The sequence below is a fragment of the Anaerosphaera aminiphila DSM 21120 genome, assembly GCF_900129925.1.
Classification (GTDB): Bacteria; Bacillota; Clostridia; order Tissierellales; family Peptoniphilaceae; genus Anaerosphaera; species Anaerosphaera aminiphila.
On the sequence record NZ_FQXI01000006.1, the window covers coordinates 20,943 to 36,200 of the forward strand.

Annotated in this window: 21 protein-coding genes, 1 riboswitch and 1 other annotated feature; of the genes, 16 read left to right on the forward strand and 5 right to left on the reverse strand. The window is 32.0% G+C overall.

What is annotated here, in order from left to right:
- Positions 1-89: 89 nt before the first annotated feature.
- The gene (locus BUB47_RS05065; protein WP_073184357.1) at positions 90-1,220 is read left to right on the forward strand and encodes a hypothetical protein; all 1,131 of its coding nucleotides are present in this window, start codon (positions 90-92) and stop codon (positions 1,218-1,220) included.
- 40 nt (positions 1,221-1,260) lie between these two features.
- Here the strand turns inward: BUB47_RS05065 and thiE are convergent, their stop codons facing one another.
- The 5 genes from thiE to BUB47_RS05090 all read right to left on the reverse strand — a co-directional run bounded on the left by thiE (position 1,261) and on the right by BUB47_RS05090 (position 4,797).
- Complete coding sequence (gene thiE, locus BUB47_RS05070; RefSeq protein ID WP_234945635.1) at positions 1,261-1,896, reverse strand: thiamine phosphate synthase; 636 nt, start codon at positions 1,894-1,896, stop codon at positions 1,261-1,263.
- Positions 1,883-2,689 (reverse strand): hydroxyethylthiazole kinase, encoded by an 807-nt coding sequence (thiM, locus tag BUB47_RS05075; RefSeq protein WP_073184361.1) that lies wholly within the window; start codon positions 2,687-2,689, stop codon positions 1,883-1,885. The genes thiE and thiM overlap by 14 nt, the downstream gene beginning before the upstream one ends.
- 1 nt (position 2,690) lies before the next feature.
- A complete protein-coding gene (gene thiD / locus BUB47_RS05080) occupies positions 2,691-3,485 on the reverse strand; it encodes a bifunctional hydroxymethylpyrimidine kinase/phosphomethylpyrimidine kinase (protein ID WP_073184363.1) in 795 nt (264 codons plus the stop codon).
- Between the two features lie 142 nt (positions 3,486-3,627).
- A riboswitch (TPP riboswitch) is annotated at positions 3,628-3,725 on the reverse strand.
- 46 nt (positions 3,726-3,771) lie between these two features.
- Entirely contained in the window at positions 3,772-4,401 is a 630-nt protein-coding gene (locus tag BUB47_RS05085) for a hypothetical protein (protein ID WP_073184374.1), read from the reverse strand.
- Between the two features lie 45 nt (positions 4,402-4,446).
- The gene (locus BUB47_RS05090) at positions 4,447-4,797 is read right to left on the reverse strand and encodes an iron chaperone (RefSeq protein WP_159430536.1); all 351 of its coding nucleotides are present in this window, start codon (positions 4,795-4,797) and stop codon (positions 4,447-4,449) included.
- Positions 4,798-5,071: 274 nt separating this feature from the next.
- Between BUB47_RS05090 and BUB47_RS05095 the strand changes: the two genes are divergently transcribed.
- From BUB47_RS05095 to BUB47_RS05160, 15 genes are all read left to right on the forward strand, one after another.
- The gene (locus tag BUB47_RS05095) at positions 5,072-6,139 is read left to right on the forward strand and encodes a hypothetical protein (protein ID WP_073184378.1); all 1,068 of its coding nucleotides are present in this window, start codon (positions 5,072-5,074) and stop codon (positions 6,137-6,139) included.
- 115 nt (positions 6,140-6,254) lie between these two features.
- Positions 6,255-6,404: a 50S ribosomal protein L33 gene (gene rpmG / locus BUB47_RS05100; RefSeq protein WP_073184380.1), complete on the forward strand. Its 150-nt coding sequence runs from the start codon at positions 6,255-6,257 to the stop codon at positions 6,402-6,404.
- A 19-nt stretch (positions 6,405-6,423) separates the two neighbouring features.
- A complete protein-coding gene (gene secE / locus BUB47_RS05105) occupies positions 6,424-6,642 on the forward strand; it encodes a preprotein translocase subunit SecE (protein WP_073184382.1) in 219 nt (72 codons plus the stop codon).
- Entirely contained in the window at positions 6,635-7,201 is a 567-nt protein-coding gene (gene nusG / locus BUB47_RS05110) for a transcription termination/antitermination protein NusG (RefSeq protein WP_073184384.1), read from the forward strand. The genes secE and nusG overlap by 8 nt, the downstream gene beginning before the upstream one ends.
- Before the next feature lie 76 nt (positions 7,202-7,277).
- A complete protein-coding gene (gene rplK, locus BUB47_RS05115; protein ID WP_073184386.1) occupies positions 7,278-7,703 on the forward strand; it encodes a 50S ribosomal protein L11 in 426 nt (141 codons plus the stop codon).
- A 40-nt stretch (positions 7,704-7,743) separates the two neighbouring features.
- The gene (gene rplA / locus BUB47_RS05120; RefSeq protein WP_073184397.1) at positions 7,744-8,445 is read left to right on the forward strand and encodes a 50S ribosomal protein L1; all 702 of its coding nucleotides are present in this window, start codon (positions 7,744-7,746) and stop codon (positions 8,443-8,445) included.
- A 137-nt stretch (positions 8,446-8,582) separates the two neighbouring features.
- Positions 8,583-8,723: a sequence feature (ribosomal protein L10 leader region), on the forward strand.
- Positions 8,724-8,734: 11 nt separating this feature from the next.
- The gene (gene rplJ, locus BUB47_RS05125; protein WP_073184399.1) at positions 8,735-9,274 is read left to right on the forward strand and encodes a 50S ribosomal protein L10; all 540 of its coding nucleotides are present in this window, start codon (positions 8,735-8,737) and stop codon (positions 9,272-9,274) included.
- 40 nt (positions 9,275-9,314) lie between these two features.
- Entirely contained in the window at positions 9,315-9,698 is a 384-nt protein-coding gene (gene rplL / locus BUB47_RS05130) for a 50S ribosomal protein L7/L12 (RefSeq protein WP_073184401.1), read from the forward strand.
- Between the two features lie 702 nt (positions 9,699-10,400).
- Positions 10,401-10,631: a hypothetical protein gene (locus BUB47_RS09895; RefSeq protein WP_143270608.1), complete on the forward strand. Its 231-nt coding sequence runs from the start codon at positions 10,401-10,403 to the stop codon at positions 10,629-10,631.
- Positions 10,632-10,808: 177 nt separating this feature from the next.
- Positions 10,809-12,188 (forward strand): aminotransferase class I/II-fold pyridoxal phosphate-dependent enzyme, encoded by a 1,380-nt coding sequence (locus BUB47_RS05135; protein ID WP_073184403.1) that lies wholly within the window; start codon positions 10,809-10,811, stop codon positions 12,186-12,188.
- Positions 12,185-12,802: a dTMP kinase gene (tmk, locus tag BUB47_RS05140; RefSeq protein ID WP_073184405.1), complete on the forward strand. Its 618-nt coding sequence runs from the start codon at positions 12,185-12,187 to the stop codon at positions 12,800-12,802. The genes BUB47_RS05135 and tmk overlap by 4 nt, the downstream gene beginning before the upstream one ends.
- Entirely contained in the window at positions 12,799-13,125 is a 327-nt protein-coding gene (locus BUB47_RS05145; RefSeq protein ID WP_073184407.1) for a cyclic-di-AMP receptor, read from the forward strand. The genes tmk and BUB47_RS05145 overlap by 4 nt, the downstream gene beginning before the upstream one ends.
- A gap of 9 nt (positions 13,126-13,134) precedes the next feature.
- A complete protein-coding gene (locus BUB47_RS05150) occupies positions 13,135-13,419 on the forward strand; it encodes a cyclic-di-AMP receptor (protein WP_073184409.1) in 285 nt (94 codons plus the stop codon).
- Positions 13,419-14,366, forward strand: a complete 948-nt coding sequence (locus BUB47_RS05155; protein ID WP_073184411.1) for a DNA polymerase III subunit — start codon at positions 13,419-13,421, stop codon at positions 14,364-14,366. Before BUB47_RS05150 ends, BUB47_RS05155 begins: the two co-directional genes overlap by 1 nt.
- The gene (locus BUB47_RS05160) at positions 14,363-15,256 is read left to right on the forward strand and encodes a PSP1 domain-containing protein (RefSeq protein WP_073184413.1); all 894 of its coding nucleotides are present in this window, start codon (positions 14,363-14,365) and stop codon (positions 15,254-15,256) included. The genes BUB47_RS05155 and BUB47_RS05160 overlap by 4 nt, the downstream gene beginning before the upstream one ends.
- Positions 15,257-15,258 lie beyond the last annotated feature (2 nt).

The following is a 15,258-nucleotide window of genomic DNA, read 5'->3' on the forward strand; positions in this document are numbered from 1 at the left end:
TTTGCTTAAACTTATTTAAAAATTGTAACAATATATTTGACTTGTTTAACACAAAAATCTGTTAATATATACTTTAAGGAGATGGTACAATGAAAAAAATTAAAAAGTTTTATTCTCTGGCTATTGCCGGCGTGCTTTTAGCTGGAATTTCAGGGCAAGTAAAAGCTGAGGGTAACAACGTAACTTTACCTAAGTTTAATGTGACTTTAAACGGTCAAAAAGTGGAAAATGAATATTCTAAATATCCACTAATTGTCTATAAGGACATCACATACTTTCCAATGACTTACAATACTACTAGATTTTTAGGGGTAGAGACAAATTGGAATGAATCCAGTGGATTAGACATCAAGAAAACTGGAATAGCAGGTAATTTTGACAACTATAAAACTGATGTAAAAAATGTGGAGTCATATCAAGTTAGTATTCCAACATTTAAAATTACAGTAAATGGAAAAGTTGTAGACAATAGCAAAGAAGAATTTCCACTTTTAGTATTTAGAGATGTGACATATTTTCCAATGACTTGGAAATTTTCTGTAGATGAATTTGGTTGGGAATACAACTTTACTAATGAAAATGGACTAGTTATAAAGTCTACAGTTAAAAAAGTAGAGGAAAAGAAAACTGAAGAAAAGAAAGTTGAAAAAGCTGAAAGTGAGTATAAAGATTCTTCAAAGACAGTATTTTACAACGGATACTACTATGTAGTAAAGACAAATGGAAAAGACTATAGACTTTTTAAAGACAATATAGTTGGTCAAGAGTCTAAAATGGTAAGTGACAAAGAAATCAAAGATATAGTTCAAGATGGAAATAAATTGTACTTTGAATCTGACAAGACAGTTTACTACTATGATATGGACAAGGGCTCAGTAAATACTGCACTTTCAAATGCCACAGTTAAAGATGGCAAAATTGTATCTTTAGATAAGGACATCTACTGGGTAAATGCAAAAGATGGAGAACTCTATTCAAAGGACAATAAAAAATTAAATGAAGGCGCAACAGTAATTACCTTAGAAAAAAAATTAGATTATGTTATTGCAACTTTTAATGACGATAAAGATGCAAAATATAAATTAATTGTCTTTGATAAAGATGGAAAAGAAGTTTACAAAACAGAAAATGAAGTTACAGATATAAAAATAGAAAATAACGAATTGACATTTGTAAATAAAAAGACAGATAGAACAGAAACTATAAAATTAGATAAGTAAAAAAACAGCCGAAGATAAAATTTTGTCTTCGGCTTTTACATTAAGATAATATTTCGTTTTCATCATACATTTTTTTAATGTTTTCAGTAGCTGACTTAATATCTTTTTTTGAAAGTATGGCTGATACCACAGCGTAACCTGCAAGTCCAAAGTTTTTAAGTTTTGGAATTGTAGTTTCATTTAGTCCTCCTATTCCCACTACGGGAATATCTACGGAGGAAATTATTTTTCTTAGTTCATCAAGAGAGCAGAGCTTGGCATCATCTTTTGTAGGAGTTGAAAAAAGGGCTCCTGCTCCTAAGTAATCAGCTCCATTTTTTTCTGCTTCAAGGGCTTGTTCTACAGTTGTAACAGATATTCCTATAATCTTATCTTCGCCCAATATTTTTCGAGCATTTAGTATATCTATGTCACTTTGTCCCAAGTGAACTCCTGCTGCATCTACACAAAGCGCAATATCTATTCTGTCGTTTATTATAAGTGGAATATGATATTTATCAGCTATGTGTTTAACTTCAAAGGCCTCTCTTAAAAAGTCTTTGGAGCTTAAGTTTTTTTCTCTTAGTTGAACTACAGTAGCTCCACCTAAAATTGACTGTTCAACAGCTTCCGGAAGAGACTTAGAACTTATTACATTGTCAGTTACCAAGTATACGCTTAAATTAAAGTTTTTCAATTTTAATAGCTCCTTCAAAAATATATTCGTCAATAGTGGAGAGCTCATTAAATATATTTACATGAAAACTTCCAAGACCTCTGTAGTTTTCAAAAGCTCTTTCACCTGAAATTGCCATTAGAGCAGTGGCATAAGTAGAAGCAAGTAGAAAGTCTTCTTCTACGGCAGCTGATGCCGCAATAAGGCCTGTAAGCATACAACCTGTACCTGTGATATTTCCCATTTCTCTACATCCGTTTTTTACTACATAAGTAGTTTCAGAGTCAGTTATAATATCTTTTTCTCCAGTGGCTACACAGATACAGTTATATTTTTTAGCTACTTTTTTTGCCATTGAAATTATATCTAAACTTTCATCAAGAGATGATGCATCAACTCCCTTAGTGTTGGAAACTGAAGATGCAATATATGCTATTTCCGAATAGTTTCCATGGACAATATCTACACTTCTTTCAAGTATAGATATAGTGGATTTATTTCTAAGAGACGATGCTCCGGCTCCAACTGCATCTAAAATTACCGGAATATTTTTTGAAACTGCAAGGTTTTGTGCAACTTCCATTGATTTTAAGACAGGGGAATTTAGTGTTCCTATGTTTATATATAGTGCCTTTGAAATACTTACAATTTCTTCAACTTCATCTATGGAGTCTGCCATTATTGGAGAGGTACCTATGGAGAGAAGTGAGTTTGCAACGTCATTTACAGTTACATAATTTGTAAGACAGTGAACTAGAGGATTTACATTTTTAATCTTTTGCATTATTTTATTTATTTCATTTAAAGAATTCATACTATGCCTCCTTGTTAAAAAAATTAAAAAAGTGATTTACAGGTCCGTTGCCCTTGCCAATGTGAATGTCATTCTTTATGGCTTCTGTAATATACTTTTTAGAAAGAGAAACTGCTTCTTCTAAACTGTATCCTAGTGCTAAGTTTGATGCTATTGAAGAGGAGAGAGTACATCCTGTTCCGTGAGTGTTCTTTGTATCTATTTTTTCCGTTTTATACTCTGTAAATGTGTTTCCGTCATATAGAACGTCAATGGCATCTCCAATATAGTGCCCACCTTTTAAAAGCACAGCTCTACAGCCTAAGTTAAGTATTTTTTCTGAAGCTTCTTTCATATCACTTAAAGTTGAAATTTTCATTTGCGAGATCTTTTCAGCTTCAGGAATATTTGGCGTAATTAAGTCACAAAGTGGTATTAGTTTTTCAATTAAAGTATTTATAGAATTTTCTTGCATTAGAGCATTTCCACCCTTTGCATACATAACTGGGTCAAGCACAATATTGTTTGGTTTATACTCCAGTAATTTATCTGCTACGGTACTCATAATATCTGAGTTAGATAGCATACCAATCTTAACTGCGTCTGTTCCAATGTCCTCGTAAATTGAGTCGATTTGCTCATCTATCATTTTTAAGCTGACGTCTTCAATGTCGATTACACGCATTGTATTTTCAGCTACAATTGATACGATTACACTCATTGCGTAGACCCCATGAGCACTCATAGTCTTTATATCTGCTTGAATTCCAGCTCCGCCGGAAGGATCTGATCCAGCGATAGTAAGTACTTTTTTCATATATTTCCTCCAAATAAGATTGTTGACTTATTTTGTCAACAGATTTTAAACAAGCTTTTAAAAATTAAAAATTTAATTACTTTAAAAGCAACTGACAAAAACTTAATTGAGAGATATTTTTGCAATAAAAAAATCTCCCTAGGGAGATTATACAAATGCTCCCTTCGACGGTATTAACCGACAGGTTCCAAGGGTCAGGTCTTAAACCTTCTCAACTTTACAGTTCCCCCGCATAAAATTAATATATCACAATGATAAAGCTGTGACAATATTATTAAATATTATTTTAGTAATTAGATAAAATTGGTTTACTTAGATCTTCGTTTTCAGCAGCTGTAGTATCTTTTCCGGCATTAGAAGAACAAATGCTAAAAATAGAAACATAGTCTTCGCCATCAACTTCAAAAAATACTTCCACATCTAAAATTTCCAAGTAGTATTTTTGATACTGAGTTCTATATCTTTGAACTTCATAATTATATCCGTTATTAGACTTTAAAAGTTCTCCTTCTACAACTTTATTTTCCTTTTCATCTTTATATGAAGCCGGATATATTGAAAGTTTTATACTTGGATTACTCTCAAGCTCAATTTCAGACTTATCCTCTAAAAACTTAAAGTATAGATTTTTGTCTTCTTCTGTGTATACACATGGTATGTCACCTTCCACCTTGCCTTTAGATTTGTTGAGTAGCTTTGATTTTTCTTCCGAACTCAAGGAATTGTACTCATCAAGTTTAAAAGTGTTTATAATGGGCTTTCTGTCGTCGGTAGAAACTTTTACTTCGACACTTATATCTGTAGTTGAATTGTTTCTAAACATATTAGGTGTCTTGCCAAATTTATAGTATAAAAATATTAAAGCCAATGCGGCAAGTATTAAGGGCCCGATTATTTTTTTTATTGAAAATTTCATATTTTCTCCTTACAAAAAGTAGTTTTTTAATTATATTGCAATAGTTTACTTAACCTCTAAAATTCTCTCATTAATCATTTTTCTAATTAAGTCTGCCGGAATATTTTCGTCAATAGAAAAGTGAACAGAGTTTTTACTGGTTTTTTTATAAGCATTCAGTTGATCTTTAAAAGTATTTTTGGTCATAGGGCTAGTATAAAAGGCAATGCCACCTTTTACAGTTTCTATTTGCGCCAGGTATTTACTTTTATAGTAGAAAGTAGGAACTCCCCAAGCTATTTTCTCACTAATATTATCTGAGGCAGAAAGTATAGCTTTTCTCAGTATATCTAATTTTTCAAATTGTATTTCACTTAAATTTAAAAAATAATCTTCAATAGTAATAATTTCTTTCAAAAACATCGGGCTCCTTTGTTGTTTCAAATTTTATCATAAAATATTGGCAAAAAATATACTTTGATTTTTATTTGTCTTGTAATGATATAATAATTATTATATGCAATTAATCTAAATTATCCAATAGAGTAAATATTTTATTTTCATATTGGATTTTATTTTAATAGTTTTTACAAAAGATAATTTATATGTTAAAGTATCATAAATAAATTTATAAGTAAGTATTTGAAATGAGTGGTAACTTTAATAAGGTTTCATTTTAGAGGAGATTAATATGTTTGAAATATTATATAACAATAAAAAATATATTCCAAAAGCAGCTCTAAAAATAAATTGTTCAGATTATTTAGTTTTGGCAATGGACTTAGATGATAACTTCATCTTTATTCACAGCAAGGATATATTTGAGTTAAGGGAAAATCCTGAAATATTAAAAGATATTTTAGTGCCTTTAACTAAAGATGAAATATACAACATGAAACAGTCAGAGCTAAAGAAAAAAGACATAGTTGAATTTAAAAATATAAAGTTAAATGCATTAAATTTTAGAGAGCTGTTGAGTTTATATAAAAAGTTTGAGTTTGCCGAAGAGGGCAGTTCAGTAGTTTTTAAAAGTAGAATAGTATCAGGTTTAAAGAAAAATTTATATGACTGCAAAAACAATGGGAAAGTTGACTTTAAAGATGATATAAAGAGTTTAATAAAAAACAGTTATGAATTTAATTTGGGAAGCGTAAGTGACTATGAATTAAAAGAAATTTTAATGGAATACACAGTTTTTTTAAAGACAAAAGTCTACGAAAAAATGAGTTTATATGAACTTTTAAAAGAGCACTCAAGATTTGTAAATGTTTTAAATGGAAATATGGAAATTGAAAAGTTGGGATTTCCAAATGTAGACTTATTTACACTAAGAGATTCCATAGAGCCGGCTGTAAGGGTTTTAATTTATTTAAAAGAGGATATAATTTTAACAGAGCTCTTAAATGTGACAAGACATGCTCTTGAAAAAAATCCCTTTACAATCAAGCGAAAAGACATTGAAGAAGTAGATGAAGAATTTCATTTTAATGAAGAGGCGAAATTTAACTACAACTATTTATTTTATGAGTCTTTGGGAATAGATACGGATTTTGCATATGATGAGCTTTCAAATTTAAATAAGTGGGAATTTAGTGAAGTTTCAGAGCATTTATTTAAAATAAGTGAAAGTGTTTTAAAGGAATATAAGGACAGAGATGAATTTTTAAACGCCTGTAAGGAAAGTTTAATAGTCTATGAAGACGTAGAATTTGTAAAGTATTTTATAAGTCACTTGTTTACAACACTAGAACGAGGTTAAATTTCAAAAAGCTTTACAAATATGAATAATTGTGGTACTCTATTTAGGTAAATTTTAATATAGGGTCATTGTGACTAAAATTAAGGGTTAGTCCTTTTTTATAGGAGGTGTTTTTATGGCCGATAAAGTGGTTTTAGAGTGTACAGTGTGTAAACAGAGAAATTACAATACTTTTAAAAACAAGAAGAACACGACAGAAAGATTAGAACTTAAGAAATATTGTAAATTCTGTAAAGATCATACAATGCATAAAGAAACAAAGTAATTTAAGAGGAGGAAAGAAATTGGCGGCAAAGGATTCTGTAAAGAAAGCTGAAGAAAAGAAAAGTTTTTCTAAATACTTCAGGGGAGTAAAGTCTGAATTCAAAAAAGTTGTATGGCCAACTAAAAAACAAATTTTAAATTACACTCTTATCGTAATTGTAGCGTGTATATTATTTGCGCTTTTATTAACTCTATTTGATAAGTTAGTAACGTTTGTTTTGAGTTTTATCTATGGATAATGGTGATAATGTGGACGAACAAGTAAATTTAGATGATAGGGAAAAAGAAGCTAAGTGGTATGTGATTCATACCTATTCAGGTCACGAAAATAAGGTAAAAGCTACTATGGATGCCATGGTAGTAAACAGAGGAATGCAGGATTTAATTTTTGACACACAAGTTCCATTAGAAGAGTATGTTGAAAACAAAGATGGAGTTAAAAAAGTCAAAGAGAGAAAAATGTTTCCAAGTTATGTACTTGTTAAAATGATTATGAATGACGAATCCTGGTACCTTGTAAGAAATACAAGGGGAGTTACGGGATTCGTAGGGCCTGGCTCAAAGCCGGTGCCACTTTCAGACGAAGAGGTAAAAGTACTTGGTGTAAATAGTCAAGAAGAAAACTTTGAAAAATATGAAGTTGGAGAAAGTATCAAAGTAATAAATGGACCTTTCAATGACTTTATAGGAAAAGTGGACTCCTTTAACTATGATAAGCAAAAAGTAAAAGTTGTTATCTCAATGTTTGGACGTGACACTTTAGTTGAATTGGATTTTAATCAAATAATTAAACAGTAACATGAGAAGATGAGTTTACCTCATTCTTCACAAAGTGGGAGGGATATTCCCGCTCAAACCACAAGGAGGAAAGAAAATGGCAAAAAAAGTAATAGCTTTAGTAAAATTACAAATTCCAGCTGGTAAGGCAACACCAGCACCACCAGTAGGTACAGCACTTGGACCTCATGGCGTAAATATTATGCAGTTTACTAAGGAATTTAATGCGAAAACTCAAGACCAAGCTGGTCTTATAATACCTGTAGTATTAACTGTGTATCAAGACAGATCATTTACATTCATAACTAAGACACCACCTGCAGCAATTCTTATTAAGAAAGCAATTAATCTAAATTCAGGTAGTGGAGAGCCTAACAAGAAAAAAGTTGGAAAGATAACACAAGCTCAATTAGATGAAATTGCAAAGACAAAAATGCAAGATTTAAATGCAGGAAGTCTTGAAGCTGCAGCTAAAATGGTTGCAGGTACAGCAAGAAGCATGGGTGTAGAAGTAGAAGGATAGTGGGAGGAAATTTCCGTCAATACCACAAGGAGGGATTTTAATGCCAAAAAGAGGTAAAAAATATATAGAGAGCGCAAAGCTTGTAGACAGAGAAAAGTTATATGATGCAAGCGAAGCTTTAGAGCTAGTGCAAAAGACATCAACAACAAAGTTCGACTCAACAGTTGAACTTGCTGTAAGATTAGGGGTAGACCCTAGACATGCAGACCAACAAGTAAGAGGTACAGTAGTACTTCCTCATGGAACAGGTAAAACTAAAAAAGTTCTCGTACTTGCAAAAGCAGATAAGATTCAAGAAGCATTAGATGCTGGAGCTGATTATGCAGGTGGAGAAGATTATGTTGAAAAAATCCAAAAAGAAAATTGGTTTGGCTTTGATGTAATGATTGCAACACCTGATATGATGGGTGTAGTTGGTAAAATAGGTAGGGTTTTAGGACCTAAGGGATTAATGCCTAACCCTAAATCAGGAACAGTAACTTTTGATGTTGCTAAAGCTGTTGAAGAGACAAAAGCTGGTAAGGTTGAGTATAGAGTTGACAAAGCTGCTATAATTAACGTGCCAATAGGAAAAGTATCTTTTGGAGCTGAAAAGCTACAAGATAACTTTAACGTTTTAGTTTCTGCAATAATTAAGGCTAAGCCGGCATCAGCAAAAGGACGTTATTTAAAAAGTGTTACAATTGCAACAACTATGGGCCCTGGAATTAGAATCAACGGTCAAAAGTTAATGGAACAATAAAAAACACCTATGAAGTGGAGAAATCCACTTCTTTTTTTGTATTATGCCAAAGATTTTTATAGTGTAAGAGGATAAAATTAAAAATATTAATTAAAACCGGAAATAGTATTGACAAAGACTAGTGGATTTGATAATATTACAGACGGTAAAAATAACCGCAGACAGTAGGGAGCAATTGCTTTAATAATCCTACCGAGGTATAAGAATATCGGATTTAAATATTATTTCGATTTTTTGTAATCTCATCTGGTCTGCGATGAGATTTTTTATATATTCAGGGGGTGAAAGAGTGAAAGAAGAAAAACTTCAAATGAAATCCCAGTTAGTTGACGAGATTAAAGAAAAAATTCAAGGCGCACAAAGTGTAGTGCTTGTAAATTACAGAGGTCTAGACGTAGCTGAAGTTACTGAGTTAAGATCACAGTACAGAGAAGCTAATGTAGATTATAAAGTTTATAAAAACACTATGATGAGACGTGCTTTTGAAGAACTTGGCTATGACGAAATAGGAGAATTCCTAAAGGGACCAAGTGCCGTTGCTTTTTCAATGGAAGATGTAGTAGCTGCAGCAAAAGTTACTTCTAAATTTGCAGAAACACATGAAAAACTTGAAATTAAATCAGGTTTAGTAGATGGAAAAGTTATTTCTAGTAAAGAAATAGAACAACTTGCAAAATTACCAGCAAAAGAAGTGTTAATAGCTCAAGTACTAGGTGGATTAAACGCACCAATTCAAGGTTTAGTAAACGTACTAAACGGAAATGTAAGAGGACTTGCAGTAGTGTTACAAGCTATTGCAGACAAAAAAGCAGAAGAAGCTACAGCTTAAGAGTAGCTATATAATTTAAAATTATTTGGAGGTATATAAGATGTCAGAAAAAGTACAAGGACTTATAGAAGAAATTAAAGGTTTAACAGTTTTAGAATTATCAGAAGTTGTAAAGGCTTTAGAAGAAGAATTCGGAGTTTCAGCAGCAGCACCTATGGCAGTTGCAGCAGCACCAGCAGCAGGTGGAGCAGCACCAGCAGCTGAAGAAGAAAAAACTGAATTTGACGTAGTTCTTAAAGAAACTGGAGCAGAAAAAGTTAAAGTTATTAAAGTAGTTAAAGACTTAACTGGTCTTGGACTAAAAGAAGCTAAAGCTTTAGTTGACGGAGCACCAAAGGCAATTAAAGAAGGAATCGCTAAAGAAGCAGCAGAAGAAATGAAAACTAAACTTGAAGAAGTTGGAGCAGTTGTAGAACTTGCTTAATTAATTCAAATTTAAAGCAGTCACTTAGGTGGCTGTTTTTTTATGCTTTTTATAATTAAATTAACAGTATATTTGACTTATTCAACACTCTGATAGAAAAATTTTACATAAGTTGGCAGTAAATTCTATCCATTCACAACTATGTTGTTCATGGGGATTTTTGTATAAAAACCATGACAAGAAACCTAATTCAATTTACTTTGACTAATTATAGAAAGTTATTATACAGTTACGTTAGCCAAATCAGTCGTAGTTTTCAACCAAGCCTTTGACCTTGGGAAAACCTGACATTGGGCCTACGACGAAATCAAGGATTTCTGTTAGGTCTCAAAGGTTTCTATAGATTGTTAGCAGTAAATTTCAGTGGCTAAAATCTTATTCTTTTTTTGGCGTTTCAAGGGTGTAGCAGTAAATTCTATCCACTCGCTGATACTCGTGGAGAATTCTTGCATAAAATCTATGACGGAACTAAAGTTCCTATAGATTGTTAAAGGGGAGGGAGTTTGAGGGAGGGCTATGAGGGAAAATCGCAATTCCCTTTGCCCTCCCTCAAGAATTTATTAAAATCAATTTTAAAGAAAAACAAAGATATATACTAAAATTATATTTTAATTGAAATAAAAATTTAATTTCAAATTAAAAGTTTCTATAAATTATTAAACAATGAAATTAAAGAATAGCAATAAAATCTATGAAGAAACTATGACAAGTAACCTAATTCAATTTACATTGACTAATTATAGAAAGTCATTATACAGTTACGTTAGCCAAATCAGTCGTAGTTTTCAACCAAGTCTTTCAGCCTTGGGAAAACCTGACATTGGACCTACTACGAAATCAAAGATTTCTGTTAGGTCATTAGAAGTAAATTTCAACCAATCGAACTTCGTTCTCTTGGGAAATTCTTGCATAAAATCTATGACGGAACTATGACAAGAAACCTAATTCAATTTACATTGACTAATTATAGAAAGTCATTATACAGTTACGTTAGCCAAATCAAAGATTTGGACTCCACTGTATCTGACCTACCATCAATTTACTTCATAAATTGGGTTAGGTCATTATATGTTATAATATTTTAAAAGGTTTAATTTAAGGGAGCTAAGAATGAAGAGATACATATTTGACGAAGTGGAAAAAATGAAAGACAAGTTAGTTTTTTCAACTCCGGGACATAAGTCAAAAGACTATTTTGACTTTAACTATAAAAATGATGTAACGGAAACTATTAATACTGACAATTTATTAAATCCTGATGGGTGTATATTAAAGTCTCAAGAGGCAGTTGCAAGTGTTTTTGGAGTGAAGAGTTCACACTATATAGTAAATGGCTCTACAAGTGCTCTGCAAATTGCAATGGGGTTGGTTACAAAGCCTGGAGATAAGGTATTAATGCAGAGAAATTGCCACAAGTCAATTTACAATGGGCTCATAATTAACAGCTTAACTCCGGAGTACGTAAGTGCAGTTTACAATAGAGAATACAATTTAATAACGGGAATTGACCCAGGGGAAATCGAAAAAAAATTAAAAGAAAATCCCAATATAAAAACAGTTATATTAGTGAGCCCAAATTATTTTGGAGTTTGTTTAAGGCTTAGAGAAATAGCTGATATAGTGCATAGATATGGGGGGTACTTAATTGTTGATGAGGCACATGGTACGCATTTACAGTTTTCTAAGGCAAGGGAGTACTCGGCAGTTAACTGTGGTGCAGATATAGTTGTACACTCAACTCACAAGACAATTCCAAGTCTTACTCAATCGTCACTACTTCACATAAATACAGATAGAATAGACAGTAAAAGAGTTATAAAAACTATAAATTTACTTAGCACAACTTCACCTTCTTATTTAATTTTGCAATCATCAGAATTTGGAATTGAATATATGAATAGGTGTGGCTTGGATAGGTTGTCTTTAAATGAAAAATATATAGAAGACATGAAAGAAGAATTAAAGGGGAAAGTAAATTTTTTGAAAAGTGATTTAAAAGATGAGACTATTGCACATATAGATCCAAGTAAGATTCTTTTTAGGATAGATGGATACAGTGGTTTTGACATTGTAGAAAAGTTGTTTTTAAGCTATAATATAAGATTAGAAATGGGTGATTTGTACTATGCTCTTGCCCTTTCTACGGTGGCAGATGAAAAAGAGGATTTTTTAAAGCTTCAGGAAGCTCTAGAGGATTTATCCAGGGATAAATTTTGTAGTTCTATGAATTTTAAATCTGTCAAAGAAATAAAGCCAACTATTAAATTAGAGCCAAGAGAGGCTTTTTATAGGGACAGTAAAGAGGTAGAGCTTGAACAGTCGGTTGGAAAAATTGCCGCTTGTATTGTAGCTGCCTATCCTCCGGGAATTCCCATAGTATCTTTTGGAGAGCTTATAACTGAGCAAGTAGTTAGAGAAATTAAAGACTATATAAATAGTGGGATTGAAGTAATAGGAGTATCAAATAATAGATTAGAGGTAGTTGTATGAGTGGAATATTTGTTACTTTTGAAGGACCAGATGGTTCGGGGAAGAGTACTATCGCTGAAATGGTCTATGAGAATTTAAAGGACCAATATAGCATTATAAGGACAAGAGAGCCAGGAGGAACGGAAATTTCTGAAAAAATCAGAGATTTAATTTTGGATACAGCAAATGTTGAAATGACAAGTAGAACAGAGGCACTACTATATGCAGCATCTAGAGCTCAACATGTGGAAGAAAAAATTGTTCCTGCACTTGAAAGTGGAGTAACAGTGCTCTGTGAAAGATTTGTGTTGTCCTCAATAGCTTATCAGGGCTATGGCAGGGGTCTGGGCGAAGAAAGTATAGTTATGATTAATGAATTTGCAACAGGCGGCATAAAGCCCGATATTGTATTTTTATTTGATGTTGGAGACAATGCTTCTGAAAATAGAAAAATAAAACTTGGCGGTGATAGACTTGAGACAAGTGGCGATTTATTTCACAGTAGAGTTAGAAGTGCCTATGAAGAGCTGTCAAAAAGGGATAAGTTTTATGTAATAGATGCAACAAAGAGTATTGAAGAAGTTTTTAACAGCTGTATGGAAGTTTTAAAAGCTAAATTGGAGGAAAACATATGAAACTTGTAATATCAATAGTACAGGATGTAGATGCTGACAATTTAATTGAAGAGATAACTAAGGCGGATTTTAGAGTTACAAAGATGAGTAGTAGCGGTGGATTTTTAAAAAGTGGAAATACAACACTTTTAATAGGTGTAGAAGACGAGGGAGTAGATAATGTTCTGGCTATAATAAGGAACAACTGTAAGGAAAGAGAAATTACAAAAGTAGTTCAGACTATGAATATACCGGGTCAGGCAATAATACCAACTCCAATAACTGTAAAAGTTGGAGGAGCTACGGCTTTTGTGTTAGATGTTGAAGAGTTTAAAAGGTACTAGGTGATATATATGAAAATGATAATAGCAATTGTACAAGATAAATTTATAGATGATTTAATGGACAAATTTTTAGATGAGGGAATATATGTAACCAAACTATCATCTTCAGGTGGATTTTTTAAGAGTGGTAATACTACACTTTTATTGGGAAGTGAAGAAAGTGAACTTGATAAAATAGATTCAATATTTAGAGAAATAACTAAGACAGAAGAACTTCACAACGAACGTGGCAAATTTAAAATTTCAGGGGCTACGATTTTTGTAATAGATGTTGAAAAGAGCATGAGAATTTAATGTTAATTGATTTTATAGGTAATGAAAGAGTATTAAAAGAACTGGATAATAATTTAATAAACAAAGATCTATCTCATGCCTATTTGTTTTTGGGAAGTGAGGGAGTGGGGAAGTTTACTGCTGCTAAAGCTTTTGCCAAGCGAATTTTAGAATTTGACGAAGATAATTGTTGTGCAGAAATAGGGGACTTTGCCCATCCGGATTTAAGAGTTATCAGAAGTAAGGACAGCATTAAAAAATTGGAAATAGAAGAATTAATAGAAGATGCTGCAAAAAAACCCTACAAGTCCACTAATAAAGTTTTTATCATAGATGGTTTTGAAGATGTTACAACTAGCGGGCAAAATGCTCTGTTGAAAACACTGGAAGAACCTCAAGACTATTTAAAGATTATTTTAATTTCAAATAACATAAAGGGGATTTTGCCTACGATTGTATCAAGGGCGAGAATAATAAGATTTAAAAATGTCTCAGATGAACAAATAAAAGAATTTTTAATGCAAAAGGAAAATTTAAATGAGAAGAGTGCTAAACTTTTTTCAAAGTTGGCAACAGGATCAGTTACAAGAGCATTAAAATATATATCAGATCCCAGTTATTTAGCTCTTAGAGATAAGAGTATAACGACATTAGATAGAATTTTAAACGTAGGTGGATTGCCATTTAAAGAGTATGAATTTTTTAATGAAAACAGAGAAGAACTAAATGAAATATTTAACTTTTTTATACTCTTTTTAAGAGATATAGCTTTTTTAGACTTGGGAATTTCTACTGATAGCATTGTAAATGAGGACAAGTTAAACTTTTTAAACAAACAAAATATTACAGCAAGTGATGCTGTGAAAATAACAGAAGAAATAATTAATACTCAAAAATTGCTTCAACGTAATACGAATTTTGAACTTACTATAGAGCAATTTCTCATAAATATAGGAGGAGTTAGATGATAGATGTCGTAGGTGTTAGGTTTAAACGAAATGGCAAGATATACTATTTTGCCCCAAATGAAACGGGCGCAAAGAAAAATGACGACGTTATAGTTGAAACTGTACGAGGACTTGAATATGGGAACATAGTAACAGTAAAAGAAATTGACGAAGATGAAATGCAATCAGAATTAAAACCGGTTATTAGGATTGCAACTATGGAAGATAAATCAAGAAATATTGACAATAGAAATAGAGCTAAAGAAGCTTTAATTATATGTGAACAACAGTGTAAAAGACACAGTTTGGAAATGAAATTAATTAATGCGGAATACACATTTGACAATTCCAAGTTACTATTTTATTTTACTGCAGAGGGTAGAATAGATTTTAGAGAATTAGTAAAGGACTTAGCTTCTATTTTTAAAACGAGAATAGAGTTAAGACAAATTGGAGTTAGAGACGAAGCAAAGACTATTGGAGCTTTGGGATGTTGTGGAAGAGAGTGCTGTTGCAGCAGCTTTTTATCAGAATTTACTCCTGTTTCAATTAAAATGGCAAAAGATCAAGGACTTTCCTTAAATCCTACAAAAATTTCAGGAGTATGTGGAAGATTGATGTGCTGTTTAAAGTATGAACAGGACGGATACGAAGACATTTTAAGAAGAATGCCACGAGTGGGTGAAATAGTGGAGACAGAAAGAGGAAAGGGCACAGTAGTCTCAACTTATACAATTCAAGAGCTTGTAAAAATAATATTTGCAAAGGGAGAAGAGTCAGAATATGAATTATATTCTCTCGACGAAGTAAAGAGAACTAAAAAATTTGACAAAAAATTTGAAAACATCAGCTCTGAACTAAAAGAAGAAGAGGCAAAAATTGAAGAATTAAAAGATCTTGAGAGGGAGTGATA